This is a genomic window from Pseudomonas sp. Pseu.R1 (assembly GCF_045764065.1).
Lineage (GTDB): Bacteria > Pseudomonadota > Gammaproteobacteria > Pseudomonadales > Pseudomonadaceae > Aquipseudomonas.
Map to the genome: position 1 here is coordinate 5,626,782 of NZ_JBJGEE020000001.1, position 23,422 is coordinate 5,650,203.

Annotated in this window: 19 protein-coding genes and 1 pseudogene; 16 read left to right on the plus strand and 4 right to left on the minus strand. The window is 62.3% G+C overall.

The features are described from left to right. Positions 1–1,035 carry a C45 family autoproteolytic acyltransferase/hydolase gene (locus tag ACI5GA_RS25630; RefSeq protein ID WP_421424782.1) on the plus strand — a complete coding sequence of 345 codons (1,035 nt, stop codon included), beginning with the start codon at positions 1–3 and terminating at the stop codon, positions 1,033–1,035. A gap of 15 nt (positions 1,036–1,050) precedes the next feature. Continuing rightward, positions 1,051–1,956, plus strand: a complete 906-nt coding sequence (locus ACI5GA_RS25635; RefSeq protein WP_404633350.1) for a MurR/RpiR family transcriptional regulator — start codon at positions 1,051–1,053, stop codon at positions 1,954–1,956. Between the two features lie 186 nt (positions 1,957–2,142). Here ACI5GA_RS25635 and ACI5GA_RS25640 read toward each other — a convergent pair whose 3' ends face one another. Together ACI5GA_RS25640 and mobA are read right to left on the minus strand one after the other, a co-directional pair. Further along, entirely contained in the window at positions 2,143–2,367 is a 225-nt protein-coding gene (locus ACI5GA_RS25640) for a YgdI/YgdR family lipoprotein (RefSeq protein ID WP_404633352.1), read from the minus strand. A gap of 88 nt (positions 2,368–2,455) precedes the next feature. Further along, a complete protein-coding gene (mobA, locus tag ACI5GA_RS25645) occupies positions 2,456–3,049 on the minus strand; it encodes a molybdenum cofactor guanylyltransferase MobA (RefSeq protein ID WP_421424784.1) in 594 nt (197 codons plus the stop codon). A gap of 78 nt (positions 3,050–3,127) precedes the next feature. Between mobA and moaB the strand changes: the two genes are divergently transcribed. The 8 genes and pseudogenes from moaB (at position 3,128) to ACI5GA_RS25685 (ending at position 12,438) form a co-directional block, all read left to right on the plus strand. Then, positions 3,128–3,667: a molybdenum cofactor biosynthesis protein B gene (gene moaB / locus ACI5GA_RS25650; protein WP_404633356.1), complete on the plus strand. Its 540-nt coding sequence runs from the start codon at positions 3,128–3,130 to the stop codon at positions 3,665–3,667. 6 nt (positions 3,668–3,673) lie between these two features. Beyond that, positions 3,674–4,888, plus strand: a complete 1,215-nt coding sequence (gene glp, locus ACI5GA_RS25655; RefSeq protein ID WP_421424786.1) for a gephyrin-like molybdotransferase Glp — start codon at positions 3,674–3,676, stop codon at positions 4,886–4,888. A 91-nt stretch (positions 4,889–4,979) separates the two neighbouring features. Then, positions 4,980–5,906 (plus strand): glycosyltransferase, encoded by a 927-nt coding sequence (locus ACI5GA_RS25660; RefSeq protein WP_404633360.1) that lies wholly within the window; start codon positions 4,980–4,982, stop codon positions 5,904–5,906. 214 nt (positions 5,907–6,120) lie between these two features. Beyond that, entirely contained in the window at positions 6,121–7,647 is a 1,527-nt protein-coding gene (locus ACI5GA_RS25665) for an MFS transporter (protein ID WP_421424787.1), read from the plus strand. Positions 7,648–7,672: 25 nt separating this feature from the next. After that, complete coding sequence (locus ACI5GA_RS25670; protein WP_421424789.1) at positions 7,673–8,725, plus strand: HlyD family secretion protein; 1,053 nt, start codon at positions 7,673–7,675, stop codon at positions 8,723–8,725. Beyond that, a pseudogene (locus tag ACI5GA_RS25675) lies at positions 8,722–10,084 on the plus strand (efflux transporter outer membrane subunit). Before ACI5GA_RS25670 ends, ACI5GA_RS25675 begins: the two are co-directional and overlap by 4 nt. 67 nt (positions 10,085–10,151) lie before the next feature. Further along, entirely contained in the window at positions 10,152–11,342 is a 1,191-nt protein-coding gene (locus ACI5GA_RS25680) for a CaiB/BaiF CoA transferase family protein (RefSeq protein WP_421424790.1), read from the plus strand. Positions 11,343–11,514: 172 nt separating this feature from the next. Next, positions 11,515–12,438, plus strand: coding sequence for a LysR family transcriptional regulator (locus tag ACI5GA_RS25685; protein WP_421424791.1), 924 nt, complete (start codon positions 11,515–11,517; stop codon positions 12,436–12,438). On the opposite strand, the gene ACI5GA_RS25690 is transcribed toward ACI5GA_RS25685, so the two are convergent. Both ACI5GA_RS25690 and ACI5GA_RS25695 read right to left on the minus strand, forming a co-directional pair. Then, complete coding sequence (locus ACI5GA_RS25690) at positions 12,439–13,113, minus strand: response regulator (RefSeq protein ID WP_421424792.1); 675 nt, start codon at positions 13,111–13,113, stop codon at positions 12,439–12,441. Continuing rightward, a complete protein-coding gene (locus tag ACI5GA_RS25695; RefSeq protein WP_421424794.1) occupies positions 13,088–16,501 on the minus strand; it encodes an ATP-binding protein in 3,414 nt (1,137 codons plus the stop codon). The genes ACI5GA_RS25690 and ACI5GA_RS25695 overlap by 26 nt, the downstream gene beginning before the upstream one ends. Positions 16,502–16,950: 449 nt before the next feature. Here ACI5GA_RS25695 and urtA point away from each other — a divergent pair, with 449 nt between their 5' ends. The 6 genes from urtA to fmdA all read left to right on the plus strand — a co-directional run bounded on the left by urtA (position 16,951) and on the right by fmdA (position 23,279). Then, positions 16,951–18,195: an urea ABC transporter substrate-binding protein gene (urtA, locus tag ACI5GA_RS25700; RefSeq protein ID WP_404633376.1), complete on the plus strand. Its 1,245-nt coding sequence runs from the start codon at positions 16,951–16,953 to the stop codon at positions 18,193–18,195. Between the two features lie 138 nt (positions 18,196–18,333). After that, entirely contained in the window at positions 18,334–19,251 is a 918-nt protein-coding gene (gene urtB, locus ACI5GA_RS25705) for an urea ABC transporter permease subunit UrtB (protein WP_421424796.1), read from the plus strand. Positions 19,252–19,264: 13 nt separating this feature from the next. After that, positions 19,265–20,440 (plus strand): urea ABC transporter permease subunit UrtC, encoded by a 1,176-nt coding sequence (urtC, locus tag ACI5GA_RS25710; protein ID WP_421424797.1) that lies wholly within the window; start codon positions 19,265–19,267, stop codon positions 20,438–20,440. Further along, positions 20,437–21,198: an urea ABC transporter ATP-binding protein UrtD gene (gene urtD / locus ACI5GA_RS25715; RefSeq protein ID WP_404633382.1), complete on the plus strand. Its 762-nt coding sequence runs from the start codon at positions 20,437–20,439 to the stop codon at positions 21,196–21,198. Before urtC ends, urtD begins: the two co-directional genes overlap by 4 nt. A 22-nt stretch (positions 21,199–21,220) precedes the next feature. After that, positions 21,221–21,910 carry an urea ABC transporter ATP-binding subunit UrtE gene (gene urtE, locus ACI5GA_RS25720; RefSeq protein ID WP_404633384.1) on the plus strand — a complete coding sequence of 230 codons (690 nt, stop codon included), beginning with the start codon at positions 21,221–21,223 and terminating at the stop codon, positions 21,908–21,910. 139 nt (positions 21,911–22,049) lie between these two features. Continuing rightward, the gene (fmdA, locus tag ACI5GA_RS25725) at positions 22,050–23,279 is read left to right on the plus strand and encodes a formamidase (RefSeq protein ID WP_421424798.1); all 1,230 of its coding nucleotides are present in this window, start codon (positions 22,050–22,052) and stop codon (positions 23,277–23,279) included. Positions 23,280–23,422: the final 143 nt, after the last annotated feature.

A 23,422-nucleotide genomic window follows, 5' to 3' on the forward strand; every position in this document is an offset into this window, starting at 1 on the left:
ATGTTCACTGAAATTCACGCGGGTGGCAGTGCGTTCGACCTGGGGCGGCGTCTGGGCGAATTTGGCCGCGAGGCCGTACACGCCAAATTGCGGCCGCTGGCGCTGTGGCGTTATCTGGCAGCCCAAGCGCACACCGACAAGGCGCAGCAGATGCGGCGTCTGGTGCGCGAGCATTACCCTCGTTACTGGCAGGAAATAGAAGGTCTGGCGTCGGGGCTGGCGTTGCCGCTCGATGAGGTATTCCTGTGGAACTGTCGCGGCGATTTCGCCCGCACGGCCAGCGTCGACGGTTGCACCACGGTGTTTGGCCAGACGGACCACGGCACCTTGATCGCCCACAACGAAGACGGTCTGCCGCAACTGCGGGGCGATTGCGCACTGCTGCATGCCCGTCCTGACGAGGGAGCGGCGTTTACCAGCTTCATCTATCCGGGCTCGATTCCGGGGCATACCTTCGCGGTCAATGAATTCGGGGTGGTCGCGACGGTTAACAACATTCGTCCGATGGACATTCCAACAGGCATACCTCGACAGATTCTGGGGCGTGCTTCTCTGGACGCCAAATCGGTCGACGAGGCCATTGCGGCGGTGTGGGATGGGCCCAGAGCGGGCGCGTTTCACCATGCGTTCGGGCAGGCCGGGACGTCACGCGTGGTCAGCGTCGAGGCCACCAGCGAAGGCGTTGCGGTGGTGGAAGTCACAACCATTGGGGGGCATTCGAACCACTTGGTTCACGACGCCCTCGATGGCGTGGGGCAGGTGATCACAGGCAGTTCCGGTGCCCGCCAACAGCGCGTGAATCAATTGCTGGCAGAGTCGGCGCAGAGGTTCGATGCGCAGCGGGCAGTGGCGATTCTGCGTGACGAGCATCATTCGGTATTGCCGATCTACCGGTGCGCCGCCGATGACCCGGACGATGAAAACACCTTGGCTACCGCGGTCTTCACCCTGACCGCCAGCGCTGTAGAATGGCGGGTTCATACGCGCCGCGTCACGGACCATCCTGACGCCTGGGGTGTCGTTTCTCTTGCCTGATAGTGGATTGCCCCGATGACCAAGCCCAACGAATCCCTGCCTGAAACCGTGGCCGACCTGAAACAACTGCTCTCGGCCATCGAGCATCAGGAAGTGGACATCGTGCTGGGTGGCAGCTCGACCCGCGTGCTGACCTCGATGATCGAATCACCACAGCGCGCAGCGGTGTCGTCGATCACCGAGCTCGCCGAGCAACTGGGGGTGAACGCCTCGACGCTGTCGCGGCTGGCGCGGCGGTTGGGGTATTCGGGGTTCAGCAAGTTGCAGGACGTGTTTCGTCGCGAACTGACCGAGGGCAAGAGTTTCTACAGCGACCAGGCGTCGCGGCTGGTGGTGAACGCCGATGACATGGGCACGCTGAATCAACTGACCCGCCTCGGCCGTCAGGAAAGCGCCAACATCGCCAGCATGATCGAGCAAGTGGACCCGGTCGCGTTTGGTGATGTGGTGCAACGCTTGTGCAGCGCGAAGCGGGTGCGGATTCACGGCATGCGTCAGTTCAACTCACTGGCGCTGTTCATGTCCTATGGCTTGGGCATGCTGCGCCCGGACGTCAGCGCTCTGGATTCCAGCCGTCAGGGAGTGGCCGATGCCCTTGCACAACTGGAAACAGGGGACCTGCTGGTGGTCGCCAGTTGTTTTCCCTACACCCCGAGCGTGTTAGCGACTGCAGAAGTCGCCGCCCGACACGGCATCGACGTCGTGGCCCTGACCGACTCCGCCAGCTCACCATTGGCCAAGAGCGCGATTCACAGTTTCTATGTGCCTAATCACAGCCTGTTCTTCAGCAACAGCATGTGCGCGTTCATGCTCCTGGCGCAGGGCTTGTTGAGTGCCGTGGCCAGCTCGCTGGGCGAGGCATCGGTGGCGGCGCTCAAGTACCGGGAGACATTGATATCCGAGCTCAATTCGTCGCTGTGAGGCCTCAATCCTCAAGCTTCACAGGCGCCAAGCCCCTGTAGCAGTCCGGCTTGCCGACGGCAGCGATTTTGAGGGCGACACCTCAAGGTCAGGACGACGAGCGATGTGCCTCAGGGTGTCGCGCCAACGGCGGATCCATAAAAAACCCGCCTGATCAGGCGGGTCTTTTTCAATCTCGATCCGTTATTACAGCTCTTTAACAGTGCGGATCTGATCTTTGTTGATGCGGGTCTCTTTGCCGTCCAGTTGTTTGAACTCATAGAAACCGGAGTCTTCATCGTACTTCGGCGTGTCCGTTGCCTGGATTTCACGGCCGTCGTTCAGGGTGATCACAGTGGGCGAAGAGCAACCAGCGAGGGTGGCAAGGCCAAGTGCGAGCAGGAAGGCTGCGGGAATAGTCCGTTGTTTCATTACTGTGTCTCCGAGGGTAATTCTTTGTGTAGTGAGGTTTCTGACGCAGCGGTTGTGCGCAAAGTTCCATGAAACATCGGCTGCCGGGCTACGGCGTGATATCGATCAATAGATCCGGTGTATTCAGGTTGGCCAAACGCCGGTCGCCAGCCTCGCATTGCAACGCGACCGCGCCCAGTTCGGCCATGGTTTGGCGGGGGCTGCGCTGGCCTTGTTGCCAGTGTCGCTCGAACACCGCGCGATGCACGGTCGGAATACAGCACAACAGCGGCTCCCATTGTTCACCTTGGCGAATCATCACCGGTTGGCCGGGATGATCAGCGGCGGTTTGTCGCAGCCCTTTCAACAGTTCGACATCCAGCAGCGGGGCGTCACAAGGCATCACCAGCAGAAATTCATGCCGGGCCACGGCCAGGCCTGCACGAATGCCTGCATAGGGGCCGGGAAAATCCTGCTCGTCGTCCTGCACCAATTGATCGGCCAGCGGCGCATAGCGCTCGCGATTGCGGTTGCAGGAAATGATCAGGTCGTCGGTCAGGGGCCGGGTCAGGCGGTGCAGGTGCTGAATCAACGCCTCGCCGCGCCATTCGATCAGGCCCTTGTCGCGGCCACCCATGCGCTGGCCCTGACCTCCGGCGAGCAGCAGGATCGAGCAGGGGGGCAGGGGGTCGGACGGGGTCATGGTGCACTCGTTCAGCAGAGAAAAAGGAGGCCCTGTGATATAACACCGGTCTGTTTTCCCTACAACTGGACCTCGCCGATGAAAGCCAAGGCTGATACCCCATTCGTGCCGCTGAACATTGCCGTGCTCACCGTCAGCGACACCCGCACCTTTGAAAATGATACCTCCGGGCAGATGTTCGTCGATCGCCTGACCGCCGCCGGTCATGGCTTGATCGAGCGCAAGCTGCTCAAGGACGACCTGTACAAGATCCGCGCTCAGGTCGCGACCTGGATTGCCGATGACGAAGTGCAGGTCGTGCTGATCACCGGCGGCACCGGTTTCACCGGGCGCGACAGTACCCCTGAAGCCGTGGCCTGCCTGCTGGACAAACAGGTCGATGGTTTTGGCGAGCTGTTCCGCCAGATCTCGGTGCCGGACATCGGCAGTTCCACCATTCAATCCCGCGCGCTGGCCGGTCTGGCCAATGGCACGCTGGTCTGCTGCCTGCCGGGTTCGACCAACGCGGTACGCACCGGTTGGGACGGGATTCTGGCCGATCAACTGAACAACAGCTTCCGTCCCTGCAACTTCGTGCCTCATCTGAAAAAGGCCGAGCCGTGTGCAACCCGTGGGTGAATGGCGATGAGCAAGCCTGAAGTGCGTGGCCTGATTCCCGTGGAAGACGCCATGGAACGTCTGATGAGCCTGGCCGCTGCGGCGCCGATCACCGAGCGTGAAACCGTGGCGTTGGCCGACGCGCAAGGCCGTATTCTCGCCGAAGACCTCATCTCCACCCTCGATCTCCCGCCATGGCCCAACAGCGCCATGGATGGCTATGCCTTGCGCGTGGCGGACTGGACCGGGGAACCGCTGCCGGTCAGCCAGCGGATTTTCGCAGGCCAGGCGCCGGAGCCGTTGCAGCCGGGCACCTGTGCGCGGATTTTCACGGGGGCGCCGGTGCCGGAAGGTGCGGATTGCGTTGAGATGCAGGAAAACGCTGAGGTCCAGGCTGACGAGCGCGTGCGCTTCCTCGAAGCCCTGAGCATCGATCAGAACATCCGTCCCAAAGGCCAGGAAACCACCGTCGGCGACAAGGTTCTGGACGCGGGCACCGTCATGACCCCGATTGAGCTGGGCTTGGCCGCCACCCTTGGCCGGGGCGAGTTGCAGGTCGTGCGTCGCGCCCGTGTGGCGGTGCTGTCCACGGGCGATGAGTTGATCGAGCCGGGTCAGGCCCTGGGGCCGGGGCAGATCTACAACAGCAACCGCGTGTTGCTGTGCAGTTGGCTCAAACGCTTGGGGTGCGAGGTCGTCGATGCGGGCATCCTGCCGGACAACCTGGAGAAAACCCGCGAAGCGCTAGGGGCATTAGGCGATGTTGACCTGATTTTGTCCACGGGCGGTGTGTCAGTGGGCGAGGCGGATTTCCTCGGCCATGCCCTGCGCGAAGAGGGCGAGATTTCCCTGTGGAAGCTGGCGATCAAACCGGGCAAGCCGCTGACTTTCGGCCATTTCCGTGGCGTGCCGGTGATCGGCTTACCGGGCAATCCGGCCTCGACCCTGGTGACCTTCGCACTGCTGGCCCGGCCTTATCTGCTGCGCCGTATGGGCGTGCAACAGGTGACGCCGCTGTCGTTCAAGGTGCCCGCCGGTTTTGTCTGGCCCAAACCGGGCAATCGTCGCGAGTACCTGCGCGGCCGTCTGGAGCAGGGGCGGTTGATCGCTTATCGCAATCAAAGCTCGGGCGTGCTGCGCAGTGCGGCATGGGCGGACGGCTTGATCGAGGTGATAGAAGGCACAACGGTTGCCGAAGGCGATCTGCTGAATTTCATTCCTTTGAGTGAGGTCATGGGCTGACCAGCGGTTGGATCCCATCAGCGGATCCTGAGCTACCCTCAATCGCGTGTCATGACAAATGGGTATCCCGTATTTACCCCGGAGTATTGTTATGCAGCCTTTGCGTGTGGCCTGTGTGATCCCGACCTACAACGGGCGCAGGGAGCTTGAGCGGTTGCTCGACTCCCTCTGGGCGCAAACCGCCGAGTTCGACACCCTGATCGTTGATTCCAGCTCCACGGACGGCACTCTGGAGCTGGCGCAGTCACGCTGCAACGGCGTGATCCGCATCGATGCCAAGGACTTCAATCACGGCGGCACCCGGCAGATGATGGCTGAGGCCCATCCCGGTTACGACGTGTTCGTCTACCTGACTCAAGACGCTTATCTGGAAGATCCCCGGGCGGTGGAGAACATTCTCGCGCCCTTCGAGGATCAACTGGTGGGCGCGGTCTGTGGTCGTCAGTTGCCCCATCTGGACGCCACGGTGCTGTCGCAGCATGCACGCTGGTTCAACTACCCCCCGGTGTCGCGGGTCAAGAGTCTGGACGACGTGCCGGAGTTGGGGATCAAGGCGCCGTTCATGTCCAATTCCTTCGCCGCCTATCGCCGTGATGCGCTGCGGGCGGTGGGCGGCTTTCCGCGGCATGTGATCCTGTCGGAAGACATGTACGTTGCGGCCAAGATGCTGCTGTCGCACTGGAAAGTGGCTTACCAAGGTTCGGCGGTGTGTCGTCATTCCCACAACTACACCCTGCGCGAAGAGTTTCGCCGCTACTTCGACATCGGTGTTTTTCAGGCGCGGGAGTCGTGGATTCACGCCAAATTCGGCGGCGCTCGGGCCGAAGGCTTTCGCTACGTGAAGTCCGAGCTGGATTTTCTGGGGCTGCGTCGCTGGTATCTGTGGCCTGCGTCGTTTGTGCGCAACGGTCTGAAGTTGCTGGCGTTCAAGCTGGGCAAGGAAGAGGCGCGGCTGTCGCGGCCCTTGAAGAAGCGGTTGGGGATGTACAAGCGCTTCTGGGACAGCGAAAACGCTTGAATCGGCGCGATATAGCTCAGCGTGATAATGCGTTGAGCATCATGGCGAGCAGTCGATTCGTGCGTCTGGTGCACTGATACACTGCCCAAATGTAAATTTTTCTTCATCCGTGGGCTTTTTAAACTACCGGTCATGACCCAGATGCCCGGAGTTGAACGCCCATGCCACGCCTTGTTCTGACCCGCGAACTCAGCGCTCGCACGCGAGTGGCGTCGTGACGGCCGCAGCACCGGCCCCGGCGATCAAGGCCGCAGCACCCGCCGCGTTCGGTTTGCAAACCATTTTGGGACTGGTGGGCGTGTTGCTCGCGGTGCTGGTCGCCGGGATCAACGAGGGCGTAACCCGCATCGCGCTGGCCGACATTCGCGGAGCAATGTTCATCGGTTATGACGAAGCGACCTGGGTCACGTCGCTGTACTCGGCCACGTCGTTGACCGCCACGGCCTTCGCGCCGTGGTTCGCCGTCACGCTGTCCCTGCGCCGCTTTACCCTTGGCGCGATCGCCGCGTTCGTAGTGTTTGCGCTGCTCTGTCCGCTGGCCCCGAATTACCATGCGTTTCTGATGTTACGCATGCTGCAAGGCCTGGCAGCGGGTTGCCTGCCGCCCATGCTGATGACCGTCGCGCTGCGTTTTCTGCCGCCGGACATCAAGCTGTACGGTCTGGCGGGCTACGCGCTGACGGCCACTTTCGCACCGAGTCTGGGCACGCCACTGGCGGCGTTGTGGACTGAATACTTCAACTGGCAGTGGACCTTCTGGCAGGTCGTCACGCCTTGCGTGGTGGCGATGATTGCCATTGCTCACGGCATTCCCCAAGACCCGCTGCGTCTGGAGCGCTTCGAGACCTTCAACTGGCGCGGCGTGCTGCTGGGCGTTCCGGCGATCTGCATGCTGGTGACCGGGGTGTTGCAGGGCAACCGGCTGGACTGGTTCGAATCGACCCTGATCACCGTTCTGCTGTTCGGTGGCGTGGGGCTGTTGGCGCTGTTCATGATCAACGAATGGTTCACCCCGGTGCCGTTCTTCAAGTTGCAGATGCTCTCCAACCTGAACCTGTCCCATGCGCTGATCACCCTGGGCGGCGTGCTGGTGGTGCTGACCGCGACGGGCTCGATTCCCGCAGCCTATCTGGCGCAAGTCCACGGTTATCGGCCGTTGCAAACGGCGCCGATGATGCTGCTGGTGGCCCTTCCGCAACTGTTGGCGCTGCCGCTGGTGGCGGCGCTGTGCAACCTCCGTGCAGTGGATTGCCGCTGGGTGTTGACCACGGGGCTTTCGCTGCTGGCGCTGTACTGTTTCGCGGCGACGCAGATGAACCCCGAGTGGATTCGCGACAACTTCTACGCCCTGCAACTGTTGCAAGTGGTCGGCCAGCCCATGGCGGTGATGCCGCTGCTGATGCAGGCCACAGGCGGTATCGCGCCACCTGACGGGCCGTTCGCCTCGGCGTGGTTCAACACCGTGCGCGGCTTGGCGTCGGTCGTCGCCACCGGCGCGCTCGATGCTCTGACCACGGCGCGGCAGCACTTTCACTCCAACGTGCTGGTGGACCGATTGGGCAACAGCCCCGAACTGGCGGGCCAGGACTCGGCGGCCTCTCTGGCGCATCGCATTCACGAACAGGTTGTGACCCTGACCAGTATCGACCTCTTTTACTGCATGGGCTGGGTCGCTGCCGCGCTGATCCTGTTGATTCCTCTGATGCCGAGCCGGGTGTATCCGCCCCGTGCCGTGGCCTGATTTTGCACCTCTTGAGACTGACTTCATGAACATGACTTCAAAACAAACCCTGGCCCTGTGTGGGGTCGTGATCGCCCTCGCGGCGGTGGGCATTTACGGTTTCACCGGCACCGGTGGCCGCCAGAGCACCAACGACGCCTACATTGCCGTCGACTATTCCAACGTGGCGCCGAAAGTTGCGGGTTTCATTGGCCAGGTACTGGTAGAGGACAACCAGCAGGTCAAGGCCGGGCAGCTTCTGGCGGTGATCGACGACCGGGATTTCCAGACCGCGCTGGCCGCTTCCGACGCCGACGTACTGGCCGCCAAGGCGCAATATGAACAGGCCTCGGCGGTGTTGCAGCGCCAGACCTCGGTCATCGCACAGACCGAAGCGACGCTGGCCGCCAACAAGGCCGAAGTGACCTTCGCTGAACAGGAACAGGCGCGTTACGACCATCTCGCCGGAATGGGCGCAGGCACCGTGCAGAACGCCCAGCAGGCGCGCAATCGCATCGACACCGCTCGCGCCCGCTTGAACAGCGCGACCGCCTCGCTGGCCGCTGACCGTAAACAGGTCGACATTTTGGTGGCCCAGCAACACGCCGCCGAAGCCGGCTTGAAACGTGCCCAGGCCGCTCGCGATCAGGCGCAGTTGCAGTTGTCGTACACGCGCATCGTCGCTCCGGTCGATGGCATGGTCGGTGAGCGCGCGGTGCGCATCGGCAACTACGTCACGCCGGGTACGCGCCTGCTGTCGGTAGTGCCGCTGGATCAGGTCTACGTCGTCGGCAACTTTCAGGAAACCCAGCTGACTCACGTTGCGCCGGGGCAAACGGTGGACGTGCGCGTCGACACGTTCTCCGGCGATACCCTCAAGGGCCGGGTGCAAAGCATTGCGCCTGCGACCGGCGTGACATTCGCCGCGATCAAACCGGACAACGCCACGGGCAATTTCACCAAGGTCGTGCAGCGCCTGCCGGTGAAGATTGTGCTGGATCCGCACCAGCCGTTACTCAGTCGGTTACGGGTGGGGATGTCGGTGGATGCCAGCATCGATACCCGGTCGGGCGGGGCAGAAGGGGTCAGTGCGCGATGAGCAGGGTGATGATGCGACAGGGCCTGACAGTGTCGGCGCTGGCGCTCGCCTTGTCGGCGTGTCAGGCGGGCCATGATTTCCAGCCGCCCAAGGCAGACGCCCAAGTGGACTGGCTGCCGACCCAGGGCGAGCAAGCAGTCAGTCACCCGCAGGCATCACCGATCAAAGAGCGTTGGTGGGAGGTGTTCAACGACCCGTTGTTGTCGTCGTTGATCGACCGGGCGACGGCGGCGAATCTGGACCTGAAAATCGCCACCACACGCCTTGAACAAAGCCGTTCGGCACGGCAGGTGGTGGCGGGGGATCAACTGCCGTCAGTCTCGGCAGGGTTGGGTTACCAGCGTGCCCGCAACAGTGGCGAAGGTCTGAACGATCCGTCGGGCAACAGCGGCAAATCGGCGTTCAACCTGTGGGACGGCGGGTTGGATGCCTTCTGGGAAATCGATCTGTGGGGGCGGGTCAAACGTGAGGTCGAGGCCGCCGATGCCACGGTCGCCGTGGCTGAAAATGACCGACGCGGCGTGCTGCTGTCGGTGCAGGCCGAAACCGCCCGCGATTACCTGCAACTGCGCGGTGTACAGGACACCCTGGCCGTGACGCGGGAAAACATCGACGTCTCGCGCAACAGCCTGGCGCTGTCGAAAGTGCGTCTAAACAGCGGCGTCGCGACCGATCTGGACGTGGCCGAGGCCTCGGCGCAGGTGGCCACGGTCGAAGCGCGTATTCCGTTGCTGGAGCAGCGTCAGGCGCAGTTGGTCAACGCCCTGAGCCTGTTGCTGGCCCAGCAGCCAAGAACCTTGCAAAGTGAACTTCTCAAGGCTACCGAGCGCGCGCCGCTGCCCGATGCGATCCCGGTGGGCCTGCCGTCGGAACTGGCTCAGCGCCGTCCCGATATTCGTCAGGCCGAGGCGCGCATGCACGTGGCAGCGGCCAGTGTCGGCGTGGCGGAGGGCGATTTTTATCCGCGCATCGTGCTGTCCGGCAACGTCGGCTTTCAGTCCCTGCAACTGGCCTGGATTTCGCCTGCGGGGCATGCTGCATCTGCGCCAAGCGCAGGAGCAGGAAGCGGCACTCAACTACCAGAAAACCGTGCTGCGGGCCTGGCAGGAAATCGATGACAGCATGAGCCTGTACAACGCCAGCCAGTTGCAGCAACACAAGCTCGAAAACGCAGTGCAGCAGAACCGCATCGCTCTCGGCACCGCCCGGGAGCAGTACAAGGCCGGGGCCGTGGATTTCGTCAGTGTGCTGACCGTGCAGCGGGCATTGTTGGCGAGTCAGGAGCAGTTTGTCGACAGTTCAACGGCGCAGACCTTGGCGCTGGTGGGGTTGTATCGATCCTTGGGGGGAGGTTTTTAGGAGGCTGGATTTCTTCCGCAGATGGCCGACAATGACGCGACTTTGTTCCCACAAGAAAAGGCACGTCATGCAAAAGCCACTGCAAGGGATTCGGGTCATCGAACTCGGGCAACTGATCGCGGGGCCGTTCGCGGCGAAGATCCTCGGCGAGTTCGGCGCCGATGTGATCAAGGTCGAGCCGCCGGGCACGGGTGATCCGCTGCGTAAATGGCGCTTGCTGCACGAAGGCACGTCAGTGTGGTGGGCCGTGTCGTCGCGCAACAAACGTTCGGTGACCCTCGATTTGCGCGAGCCGGAAGGCCAGAACGTGGTGCGCAAGCTGCTCGCCGAAGCCGACGTGCTGGTGGAGAACTTTCGCCCCGGCACCCTCGAAGGCTGGGGGCTGGGCTGGAAAGAACTGCACGCGCTCAACCCGAAACTGGTGATGCTGCGGGTGTCCGGCTATGGCCAGACCGGGCCTTATCGCGATCGCCCAGGCTTTGGCGTGGTGGGCGAGGCCATGGGCGGATTGCGTCACTTGTCGGGCGAGCCGGATCGCACACCGGTTCGAGTGGGCGTGTCGATTGGCGACTCGTTGTCGGCGCTGCATGGCGTCATCGGTGTGCTGCTTGCTCTGCGTCATCGCGACCAGAACGGCGGTGAAGGGCAGGAAATCGACGTCGCGCTGTACGAGTCGGTCTTCAACATGATGGAAAGCCTGATTCCCGAGTATTCGGTGTTCGGTGCCGTGCGCCAGCCAGCGGGCAGCAGCCTGCCGGGGATTGCGCCCTCCAATGCCTACCGTTGTCGCGATGGCCGTTATGCGTTGATTGCAGGTAACGGCGACAGCATTTATCAGCGGTTGATGGCGCTGATCGAACGGCCCGATCTGGCCAATGACCCGGCGCTGGCGCACAACGATGGACGGGTGAAACAGGTCGAGCTGATCGATGCGGCGATCTCTGCATGGGCGGCAAGTCTGGATCTGGACGAGGTGCTGGCCAAGCTGACGGCGGCGCGGATTCCGGCAGGCAAAATCTACGACGCGGCTGACATCGCCAGCGATCCTCATTACAAAGCGCGCGACATGTTGCTGCAGAGCCAATTGGACGACGGAACCCCTGTCATCTTGCCGGGGATCGTACCGAAACTGGGCGCCACGCCTGGCGGCGTGACCCGTTCGGCGCCGACCCTGGGTCAGCACACCGATGAAGTGCTGGAAGCGTTGGGGATCGATGCGCAGCAGCGGGCGCAGTGGCGTGGGCGAGGGGTGATTTGACGTAAGGTTGAACTTCTGTGGGAGCGAATTCATTCGCGAGACGTCAGTACAGCCGACGGAGATGCATCGGATGTACGGGCCAATCGCGAATGAATTCGCTCCCACAATACGCCATTCTCAATGGCTGCCATTTCCCTCATCATCCGCCACATCAAAAAACGGATGCCCCACCATGCCCTTGCCCGACATGAACCTGCTGATCGCCCTCGACGCCTTGCTCGAAGAGGGCAGTGTGGTCGGGGCGGCGAAGCGGATGCATTTGAGTCCGGCTGCGATGAGCCGGACGCTGACGCGAGTACGGGAAGCATTGGGCGATCCGGTGCTGGTGCGCGCAGGCCGCGGGCTGGTGCCGACGCCTCGGGCGTTGGCTTTGCAAGAACAGGTGCGCAGCCTGGTCGAGCAGGCCACTGAGGTGTTTCAGGCACGCGATGAGGTGGACATGCGCACCCTTTCGCGGCGTTTCAACGTGCGCTCCAACGACGTCTTCTTCGGCGCGTTCGGCGGCCATCTGGTGGACGCGCTGCGCCTTCAGGCCCCCGACGCATCGCTGCGTTTCGCACCCGAAGGCGAGGGCGATGACGACGCCTTGCGCGAAGGCCGCATCGACCTGCACGTCACCTCGCGACGCAATTTCGGCCCTGAAATGAAGGTCCAGCAACTCTTCACCACACGCTTCGTCGCCCTGGCCCGTGAAGACCACCCCATCTTCAACGCGCCAGTCACCCCCGAGCGTTTTGCCGAATACGACCATGTCAGCGTCTCCCGCCGTGGGCGCCCTCACGGGCCTATCGATGCGGCGCTGGAGTTGCTGGGACTGTCCCGTCGCGTCACCTTGACCACGCCGAATTTCCACTCGGCGATTTTCTCCATCGCGGCGTCTGACCTGATCGTGTCGTTGCCGGAAACCGTGCTGTGGGGCATGGACGAATTGGGGCTGCGCATGCGTCCGTTCGTGATTCCGCTGGACTTCGAACCTGTCAACGTGGTGCAGGCCTGGCACCCGCGTTTCGACAAGGACCCGGCCCATCGCTGGCTGCGTCAAACGGTCAAGGACCTGTGCATGACCCATCAGGCGCGCAACCTGCCGATCTGCTGATCACGACACGCGCTCGGTCATCGCCGCCATCGCCACCGATGTCGCCGCCGTACGGGTCTCGACGCCCAGCTTGATGTAGATGTGCTCAAGGTGTTTGTTCACCGTGCGCGGGCTCAGTTGCAGGATGTCGGCGATGTCCTTGTTGGTCTTGCCGCAGGCCACCCAGCGCAGCACTTCGAATTCCCGTTCCGTGAGTTGAAAACGGCTCGCCAGCCGATCATAGGCCGGGGCGTGGTCCAGGCCCATGGGCTGCGAGGCGTTGCGCGCCGATTGCAGGATGCGCGCGGTGCGCAGGTGCGAGGCCACCCGAGCCAGCACTTCCGTGCATTGAATGGGTTTGGTCACGTAGTCGATGGCACCCGCTTCGAAGCCTTTGACCACGTGTTCGCTGTCGGTCAGGGCAGTCATGAACAGCACCGGGATGTTGGCGGTGTCGGGCTGCTGCTTGATCAGGCGACAGGTCTCGAAACCGTCCAGCCCCGGCATCATCGCGTCGAGCAGGATCAGGTCCGGCCGCCTGCGTTGGATGCGGTTCAACGCACTGGTGCCGTCCAGCGCGACCAGCACCATGTAGCCGGCCTCGTCCAGCGCATCGGACAGCAGCGCCAGGTTGTCCGGGGTGTCGTCGACGATCAGGATCACGCCGGTGTCAGCGGGTTGAGTCAGGGCGTTCATTGAGGGCCTCCTTCAGTTGCAGGCTGAGTTCATCCAGGCGAAACCCTTTGGCCAGGGTGCGCAGGTCCGCCACGAAGCCGGCGCTGTCGGCGCTGTCCCGTTCGATGGCATCGAGCTTGTGCTGAATCCCGCGCATGTAGCCCAAGCCGCACAGTTCGTAGAGTTCTTCCAGGTCGCGACGGGGCGGCAGGCGCCATTCCGAGCGGGCGGGCGGTGCTTTGCGCAAGCGCCGTTGCCAGGTCAGGTTCAGGTGATGGGCGAGGCGGTCGAGCAACTGTTGCAGGTGCACCGGCTTGGCCAGGTAGTCATGCTCCATCGACGGCAGGCTGTGGTCGTTGTTGTCGACCAGCGGGTCGGTGAAGGCATTGGCATTGGCCGACAGCACGATGACCGGCGCTCGGGACAGTGCGTTGTGGCGGATCATGCGCAAGGTCTGCCAGCCGTCCATGTCCGGCATCGACAGGTCCATCAGGATCAGGTCCGGATGCAGCAACGACACCTGACGTACCGCCTCGTGACCGTTGGCGGCCTGCACCACATCGAAGCCCAGCGGCGTGAGCATGCCCGAGATCACTTTGCGGTGTTCGATGTGGTCGTCCACCACCAGAATCCGCCGCCGCTCGCCTTCATAGCCGGTGACGTCGTGATCCACATCGATGACCGCTTTTGGCACCCGCACTTCGGACAGAAACAGGCGCACTTGAAAGCGCGTGCCTTCACCCGGCTGGCTGGTCACCGACAGCGCACCACCCATTAACGCGGTGAGCATGCGGGTGATCGTGAGGCCCAGGCCGACGCCGTTGTCCTGACGCACCAGGCCGCCACGTTCGAAAGGCTGGAAAATCCGTTCGATCTGCTCCGGGGCAATGCCGATGCCGGTGTCGATCACATCGAAAATCGCCGTCTCGCGGCGGTAGCTGACACGCAGGCAGACTTCGCCGCTGTCGGTGAAATTCACCGCGTTGCCCAACAGGTTGATGAGAATCTGCCGAACGCGTTTTTCATCGCCGCGCACCACCACCGGCATGCGCCCGACCAGCTCCAGACGGAAGCGCAGGCCCTTGTCCCGCGCGGTGCTGACGAACATCTGCTCCAGGTCACTGAGGAACTGCTGCAAGAGGATTTCCGAGGGTTCCAGCCGCAGTTTTCCGGCTTCGATCTTGGCCACGTCCAGCAGGCCGTCGATCAGCGACAGCAGGTGCGAGCTGCTGCGCAGGATGGTCGCCAGCGGGTCCTGATGTTGCGGCGGGGTTGCGGCGTCGCGCTGAAGAATTTGCGTGAAGCCGAGAATGCTGTTCAGCGGCGTGCGCAGCTCGTGGGACAGGCCAGTGACATAGCGGCTCTTGGCGGCGTTGGCCGCTTCGGACGCTTCCTTGGCTTCTTGCAAGGCCTTGTCGGTTTTGTCGTGGGCGTCGATTTCCTGAATCAGCAGCAGCGTCTGGCGCTCGGATTCTTCGAGGGCCACGCGACGGCTTTCCCGGGTCAGCACCACCCACCAGGCGAGAATTCCGGCGAACACGCAGAAGGTCAGGAAGGCCTTGAGAAACGCCAGCATCAGGGTGTGATGCACCTGCGGCGACTGGTCGATCAGGCCGTGGGCCACCTGGCTGTAGATCAACGCCAGCGCGCCAGACAAGCCCAGAATCAGGATCGTCAGCAGCCCCAGGTACTGCGCCAGCCGCGTGTGCAGGTATTGGCGCGGCAAACGGGGCAGCAAGCGGCTGACCAGATCCTCGAACTGCATCGACAGCCGTGCGCGCTTCTTGCACTGATCGCCACAGCGGGCGTCCAGCGAACAGCACAGCGAACAGATGGGTGAGCGATAGGCCGGGCACCACGCCATGTCCGGGGTTTCGAAGGCGTTGTTGCACAGCCCGCAACGCAGGCTGGCTTGGGGGCCATCGGGGTAGAGCAGGGCGTTGGCGCTGGTGCGGGCGATGTAATAGCGGCCTTTGGTGCGCCAGGCGATCAGTGGGGCGACGATCAAGGCGATGGCCAGTGAAATCAGCGGCGGTGCGGCTTGGGCCAGCTCGCCGAACACCCCGAAATGGGCGCAGAACGAGACCAGCGAAGCAATGGTCATTGCGCCGACGCCGACCGGGTTGATGTCGTACAGGTGCGCGCGCTTGAACTCGATATGCCGTGGCGACCAGCCCAGTGGCTTGTTGATCACCAGATCCGCCACCAGCGAGCCGATCCAGGCAATCGCCACGTTGGCGTACAGGCCCAGCACCTGCTCGATGGCGTCGAACACCCCCAATTCCATGAGGATCAACGCAATGATCACGTTGAACACCAGCCAGATCACCCGGCCCGGATGGCTGTGGGTGACCCGCGCGAAGAAGTTCGACCAGGCCAGTGAACCGGCGTAGGCGTTGGTCAGGTTGATTTTGATCTGCGAGATGATGACAAACAGCGTCATGGCTGCGAGCGCCCATTCCGGGGAACTGAACACGTAGCGAAAGGCGACCAGGTACATTTGCGTCGGCTCGGCGGCGCGCTCGATGGGCACTTCGTGTTGCAGAGCGAGGAAGGCCAGAAAGGCCCCGGCGAGAATCTTCAGCGCGCCGGGGATGATCCAGCCGGGACCGGCCATCAGCAGCGCCGCCCACCAGCGGATGCGGTTGGCGCGGGTTTTCTCGGGCAGGAAACGCAGGTAGTCCACTTGTTCGCCGATCTGGGTCACCAGCGACAGTGCCACGCTGAACGCTGCACCGAAGAACAGCAGATTGAAGGTGCCGCCTTCGCCTTCGCGCCCGGCAAAGCTTGTCAGGTCGCTCAGTGCCTCGGGGTTTTTCCAGATCACGAAGACGTAGGGCACCAGCAGCAAGGTCAGCCACAGTGGCTGCGACCACATCTGCAAGCGGCTGATCAGGGTGATGCCATAGGCGACCAGCGGGATGACGATCACCGAGCAGATGACGTAGGCCAGTGCCAGCGGGATGCGGAAATACAGTTCCAGTGCGAGGGCCATGATCGCCGCTTCCAGGGCGAAGAACAGGAACGTGAAACTGGCGTAGATCAGCGAGGTTATGGTCGAGCCGATGTAACCGAACCCGGCGCCGCGGGTCAGCAGGTCCATGTCCACACCGTAGCGTGCGGCGTAGTAGCTGATCGGCAGGCCGGTGAGGAAGATGACCAGCGCCGTGGCCAGGATCGCCCACAGGGTGTTGGTGAAACCGTAACTCATCACCAGCGCGCCGCCGATGGCTTCCAGCGCCAGAAACGACACCGCGCCGACCGCCGTGTTGGCGATGCGGAATTCCGACCATTTGCGAAACGACTTGGGCGTGAATCGCAGCGCGTAGTCTTCCATGGTCTCGTCGGCGACCAGGCTGTTGTAGTCACGACGGACCTTGATGATGCGTTGAGAGCCGGAAGGTCGCACGGTGGATTTTTCCAGAAAGTAAGGATCAAAAAGCCCGTCGTCCTGACGCTTGATTCATGTGGGAAATTCTATGTTGACTGGGCAACTGCTTTCGCCAGCAAGCCGGCTCCCACAATGCCCGCGCCGGATTCAGATTTGTTATTCGGCGCTGAATCTGTGGGAGCCGGCTTGCTGGCGAAAGCGACCTGCCAGTCAAACCATTTGCAACTGACTCACCGCTTTCACAACGGCCACGCCTGGTTTTCAGGAGCAAATTCCATGCCCCAGCGCTCGCACGGGCGTCAGCATGCCGCCAAACGGCGTTTCTGGCGCTACGTCAAATGACGTATGCCAGTACGTCATGCTGCGTATACCCCCAATCGTGCCCGGACTTCATGCTGGTTCCAGCTCGCGATGAGGCGCCATTCAGAGCGCTGGCGAGAACGACGACCCACTCAGGAGCCGGAACCATGGAATCACCACAGACCCACTTGAAACGCTTCCTCCCTCGACGGCTGACCCTGGGCGCGGCTGCGCTGTCGCTGATCGCCGCCGGTGTGTTCGGCCAGATGGCCGTAGCCGATGACGTGAACAGCACCGGCCTGGCCGTGACCCCGACCGAAGTCACCGTTGGCCAGTTGCACTCGGCCACGGGGACCATGGCCATTTCCGAAACCGGTTCGATTCAAGCCGAGCGTCTGGCCATCGACCAGATCAACGCCTCGGGCGGGATTCTCGGACGGCAGATCAAGGTGATTCAGGAAGACGGCGCCTCCGACTGGCCGACCTTCGCCGAAAAAGCCAAGAAGCTGCTGGTCGGCGACAAGGTCGCGGCAGTATTCGGCTGCTGGACCTCGGCCTCGCGCAAGGCCGTATTGCCGGTGTTCGAGAAGGAAAACGGCTTGCTCTATTACCCGACTTTCTACGAGGGGCTGGAGCAGTCGAAGAACGTGATTTACACCGGCCAGGAAGCCACCCAGCAGATCCTCGCGAGCCTGGACTGGATCGCCAAGGAGAAGGGTGCCAAGACGTTCTACCTGATCGGCTCGGATTACATCTGGCCGCGCACCTCGATGAAGATCGCCCGCAAACACATTGAAAACGTGCTCCACGGCACCGTCGTCGGCGAAGACTACTACCCATTGGGCAACACCCAGTTCGGTTCGCTGATCAACAAGGTCAAGCTGAAGAAACCTGATGTGGTGTTCGCGGCGGTGGTCGGTGGCTCCAACGTGGCGTTCTACAAACAGCTCAAGGCCGCAGGCGTGACGGCGGCCAAGCAGAACCTGCTGACCCTGTCGGTCACCGAGGATGAACTGCTCGGCATCGGCGGCGAGAACATGGAAGGTTTCTACGCCTCGATGAAGTACTTCCAGAGCCTGGACAACCCCAACAACAAAGCCTTCGTCGAAGCCTTCAAGGCCAAATACGGCAAGGACGCGGTGATGGGCGACGTGACCCAGGCGGCCTACCTCGGCCCGTGGCTGTGGAAAGCGGCGGTGGAGAAGGCGGGCAGCTTCGATGTCGACAAAGTGGTCGCAGCTTCGCCCGGTATCGAGCTGAAAACCGCGCCGGAAGGCTACGTCAAAGTCCACGAAAACCATCATCTGTGGAGCAAGACCCGCATCGGCGAAGCTCAGGCCAACGGCCAGTTCAAGGTGATCTACGAGTCGGATCTGATCGAGCCGAATCCGTTTCCGAAGGGTTATCAGTAACCGATTCGCCAGTGATCGTTCCCACGCTCCGCGTGGGAATGCCTGACGGCCGCTCTGCGGCCCCGTGACGCAGAGCGTCACCCGATGCGTTACCACGCGGAGCGTGGGAACGATCAAATTTCTGAAGAGGACACCACCATGCAATGGCTATCTGATTTCGGTGCCATCGCCGCCATGCAGGGTTTTAACGGGCTGTCCGTGTTCTGCGTGTTGCTGCTCATGGCCCTGGGGCTGGCGATCATTTTTGGCCAGATGGGCGTGATCAACATGGCCCACGGTGAATTCCTCACCATCGGCGCTTACACCACCTACGTGCTCTCGACTTTCGTGCAGAACCACATGCCGTCGATGCAGCCGTATTACTTTTTCTTCGCCATCGCGCTGTCGTTCGTGGTGGCGGGTGCCATCGGCTGGGCGGTTGAGCGGGTGATGATCAGCCGGTTGTACCACCGACCGCTGGACACCTTGCTGGCCACGTGGGGCCTGTCGCTGGTGATGCAGCAGGCGTTCCGCTCGATCTTCGGCGCCCGTGAAGTCAGCGCCAACCCGCCGGAGTGGCTGATGGGCGCAGTCAACCTGACCGACGCTATCGAAATCCCGAAAAACGGCCTGTTCGTCATGGCCCTGACCGTGCTGTTGACCGGCAGCATTTTTCTGATGCTCTACCGCACCCGCTGGGGTTTGCAGGTCCGCGCCACGGTGCAGAACCGGGTGATGAGCCGCGCCGTCGGCATCAACACCCGCAAGGTCGACCGAATGACCTTTGCCCTGGGCTGTGGGGTGGCGGGGGTTGCGGGGGCGGCGTTCACCACCATTGGCTCGACCGGGCCCACAGCGGGTTCGCTGTACATCGTCGACACCTTCCTGACCGTGGTCTTCGGCGGCGCGCAAAGCCTGCTAGGCACCATCGCCTCGGCTTTCGCCATCGCCCAGACGCAGTCGGTTTCCGAGTTTTTCATGAGCGGTTCGATGGCCAAAGTGCTGACCCTCTCCACCGTGATTCTGATCCTGCTGATGCGCCCTCAAGGGCTGTTCGCCAGCAAGGTCCGTAAGTAAAGGAGGCGTGCAGATGAACGCTTTAGACAAACTCATGGGCGGACGGCAGGGCGTGATCGGCCTGCTGATTCTGGCCGCGCTGATTCTGGTGGTGTTCCCGCTGACGCTGGACGCCTTTCGCCTGAACATGGTCGGCAAATACCTGACCTACGCCTTCGTGGCCGTGGGGCTGGTGTTGTGCTGGGGCTACGGCGGCATTCTCAGTCTGGGACAAGGGGTGTTCTTCGGCCTGGGCGGCTATTGCATGGCCATGTTTCTCAAGCTGGAGGCCAGCGACCCCGAGAGCACGAAAATCCAGTCCACGCCGGGCATTCCGGATTTCATGGACTGGAACCAGGTCACCGAACTGCCTGCACTGTGGATACCGTTTCACAGCTTCAGTTTCACGCTGGTGGCGGTCATTGCGGTGCCGGTGATTCTGGCGTTGGTGATTGGCGCGGCGCTGTTCAAGCGTCGAGTGGGCGATGTGTATTTCTCTATCGTCACTCAGGCTATCGCGCTGATCCTGACCGTGCTGATCATCGGCCAACAGGGCCTTACGGGAGGCGTCAACGGCATCACTGACCTCAAGACCCTGCTGGGCTGGGACATCCGTGGCGACGGGGCGAAGCTGGCGTTGTACTTCATCAACGCGGCCTTGCTGCTGGGCTGCATCCTGATCGGCAAATTCATCCTGGCGTCCAAGCTCGGCCGTCTGTTGATGGCGATGCGCGACAAGGAAGAACGCGTGCGCTTTTCCGGCTACGACGTGGCCAGTTTCAAGATATTCGTGTACTGCGTCGCGGCCGGTTTCTCGGCCATTGGCGGGGCGATGTTCGCGTTGCAAGTGGGCTTCATGTCTCCGTCTTTCGTCGGCATCGTGCCCTCCATCGAGATGGTGATCTTCGCCGCCGTCGGTGGGCGCATGTCGCTGCTCGGCGCGGTGTACGGCTCGCTGCTGGTGAACTACGGCAAGACCTATTTCTCCGAGTCCTTCCCCGAACTGTGGCTGTACCTGATGGGCGGCCTGTTCATCGCGGTGGTCATGTATTTCCCCAACGGCCTGGCTGGATTATGGGAAAGCCACGGGCGCATATGGCTGGCGGGGCTGAAGCGTAAACCCGCGCTGCCTGCCGCCCCTGCGCCTGCAAAACCGGCTGCTGCGACCAGCGCCCAACCCGTCAACAGCTCACTGGAGACTCAGCCATGACCACGGCCAGCGGCTTTCAGATGCCCAAACCGGTGCTGGCCGTCGAGGGCCTGACGGTGTCTTTCGACGGCTTCAAGGCGGTGGACGACTTGAACCTGTACATCGATCGCAACGAAGTGCGCGTGGTCATCGGCCCCAATGGCGCAGGCAAGACCACGGTGCTTGATTTGATCTGCGGCAAGACCCGTGCCACGGGCGGCAGCATTCAGTTCAACAACCGTGAACTGACGAAGATGAACGAATACGACATCGTCCGCGCCGGGGTCGGTCGCAAATTCCAGACCCCCTCGATCTACGACAACCTGAGCGTGTTCGAGAACCTGGAAATGTCTTTTCCCAAGGGCCGCACGGTGTTTGGCGCACTGTTCTTCAAACGCAGCCAGCCAGTGATCGAGCGGGTCAACGAAGTGGCAAAGGACATCTTCCTCGCCGACCTGTTGCAGCAACAGGCGGGGCTGTTGTCCCACGGCCAGAAACAGTGGCTGGAGATCGGCATGTTGCTGATGCAGGACCCTGAGTTGCTGATGCTCGACGAGCCGGTGGCGGGCATGAGCGTCAGTGAGCGCGCCCAGACTGCCGATCTGCTCAACCGCATCAGCCAGGGCCGCTCGGTGCTGGTGATCGAGCACGACATGGAGTTCGTCAAGAGCATCGCGCACAAGGTCACGGTGCTGCATCAGGGCAAGGTGCTGGCCGAGGGCAGCATGGAGTCGGTGCAGAGCAACCCGAAAGTCATCGAAGTCTATTTGGGCCACTGACGGGGCCACCGAGGAGCGCAGCATGTTCACCATCAATCAGTTGGCCTGCGGCTATGGCCAGAGCCAGATCCTCCACGACCTGGATCTGAACGTGGAAAAGCAGGAAATCGTCGCGGTCATGGGCCGCAACGGCATGGGCAAGACCACGCTGTTCAAGAGTCTGATGGGCATCCTCCCGCAATGGCGCGGCCAGGTGCAGGTCGAGGGCGTCGAGGTCTCGGCCATGGAAACCCACGCGCGGGTCGAGCACGGCATGGCCTACGTGCCTCAAGGGCGGATGATTTTTCCCTCAATGACGGTGCTTGAAAACATCCAGACCGGGCTGCCCGCGTCGGCCAAAGGCAAGGTGCCGGAAGACCTCTACGCGCTGTTCCCGGTGTTGTTCGACATGCGCGGGCGGCGCGGCGGCAACTTGTCCGGTGGGCAACAACAGCAACTGGCGATTGCCCGCGCGCTGGCGACCAACCCCAAGGTGTTGCTGCTGGACGAACCCACCGAGGGCATTCAGCCGTCGATCATCAAGGACATCGCCCGCACCCTCAAAGAGATCCGCACCTTGCGCAACCTGACCATCGTGGTCTCGGAGCAGGTGCTGTCGTTCACCCTGGAAATCGCCGACCGGTTTCTGGTGATCGAGAAGGGCCGCTTCGTCATCGAGGAAACCCGGGCCAATGTCGATGAGGCGACGATCAGTCGTTACCTGTCGGTTTAGCCCTACCCATTCGTGTCGTTCGATCTGGCGTCATCGCGGATGAATCCGCTCCCACAGACCGAACGCTTTCCCCTGTGGGAGCGAAATCATTCGCGATGGCGTCGCTACAGCCAACCCGAGTCATCCAAGGAGCACACCCATGACCGAAGTCTTGATCAAAGTCGACCTGAACCAACCCGCCACCGAAAACGAGCAGATCCACAACCGCTGGCACCCGGACATTCCGATGGCCTGCTGGGTCAAGCCTGGGGACGATTTCATTCTCGAAACCTACGACTGGACCGCCGGGGCCATTAAGAACGACGACGACGCCAGCGACGTGCGCGACGTCGACCTGTCCACGGTGCACTACCTGTCGGGTCCTGTGGGCGTGCATGGCGCCGAACCTGGCGACCTGCTGGTGGTCGACCTGCTGGACATCGGCGCCCGTGCGGACTCGCAGTGGGGGTTCAACGGCTTCTTTTCGAAACAGAACGGCGGTGGTTTTCTCACCGATCATTTCCCGATGGCGCAAAAGGCGATCTGGGATTTCAAAGGCATGATGACCCGCTCGCGGCACATTCCAGGTGTCGAGTTCGCGGGGCTGATTCACCCCGGCCTGATCGGCTGCCTGCCGGACCACAAGATGCTCGCCGAGTGGAACCGTCGCGAGCAAGAACTGATCGACACCGAGCCAGGCCGCGTGCCGCCACTGGCCAACCCGCCCCACGCCAAGACCGCGCACATGGGCAAGCTCAAGGGGCCTGCGCGGGACATGGCCGCCGCGACTGGCGCGCGTACCGTGCCGCCGCGTGAGCACGGCGGTAACTGCGACATCAAAGACCTGTCCCGTGGCTCGAAAGTGTTCTTCCCGGTGTACGTCGATGGCGCCGGGTTGTCGGTGGGCGATCTGCACTTCAGCCAGGGCGACGGCGAAATCACCTTCTGCGGCGCCATCGAAATGGCCGGTTGGGTGCACATGCGCGTCGAGCTGATCAAGGGCGGCATGGCCAAATACGGGATCAAGAACCCTGTGTTCAAACCCAGCCCCATCGTGCCGACTTACAACAAATACCTGATCTTCGAAGGCATCTCGGTGGACGAAGCCGGGCAGCAGCATTATCTGGACGTCAACGTCGCCTACCGTCAGGCCTGTCTGAACGCGATCAACTACATGACCAAGTTCGGCTATTCGCCTGCCCAGGGTTATGCGTTGCTCGGTTCGGCGCCGGTGCAGGGGCACATCAGCGGCGTGGTCGACATCCCCAACGCCTGCGCGACGTTGTGGTTGCCGACGGAGATCTTCGAGTTCGACATCAACCCGAGCGCCAACGGGCCGACGAAGTTCATCGATGGCAGCGTGGATCTGCCGATTGCGCCGGATAAGTGATACCCGATGAACCCGCCTTGATCGTTCCCACGCTCCGCGTGGTAACGCCGTCTCGGACGCTCCGCGTCCCTGCCGGTTGTGACGCGGAGCGTCACGGGATGCATGCCCACGCAGAGCGTGGGCACGATCAAGACAGGTCCGGG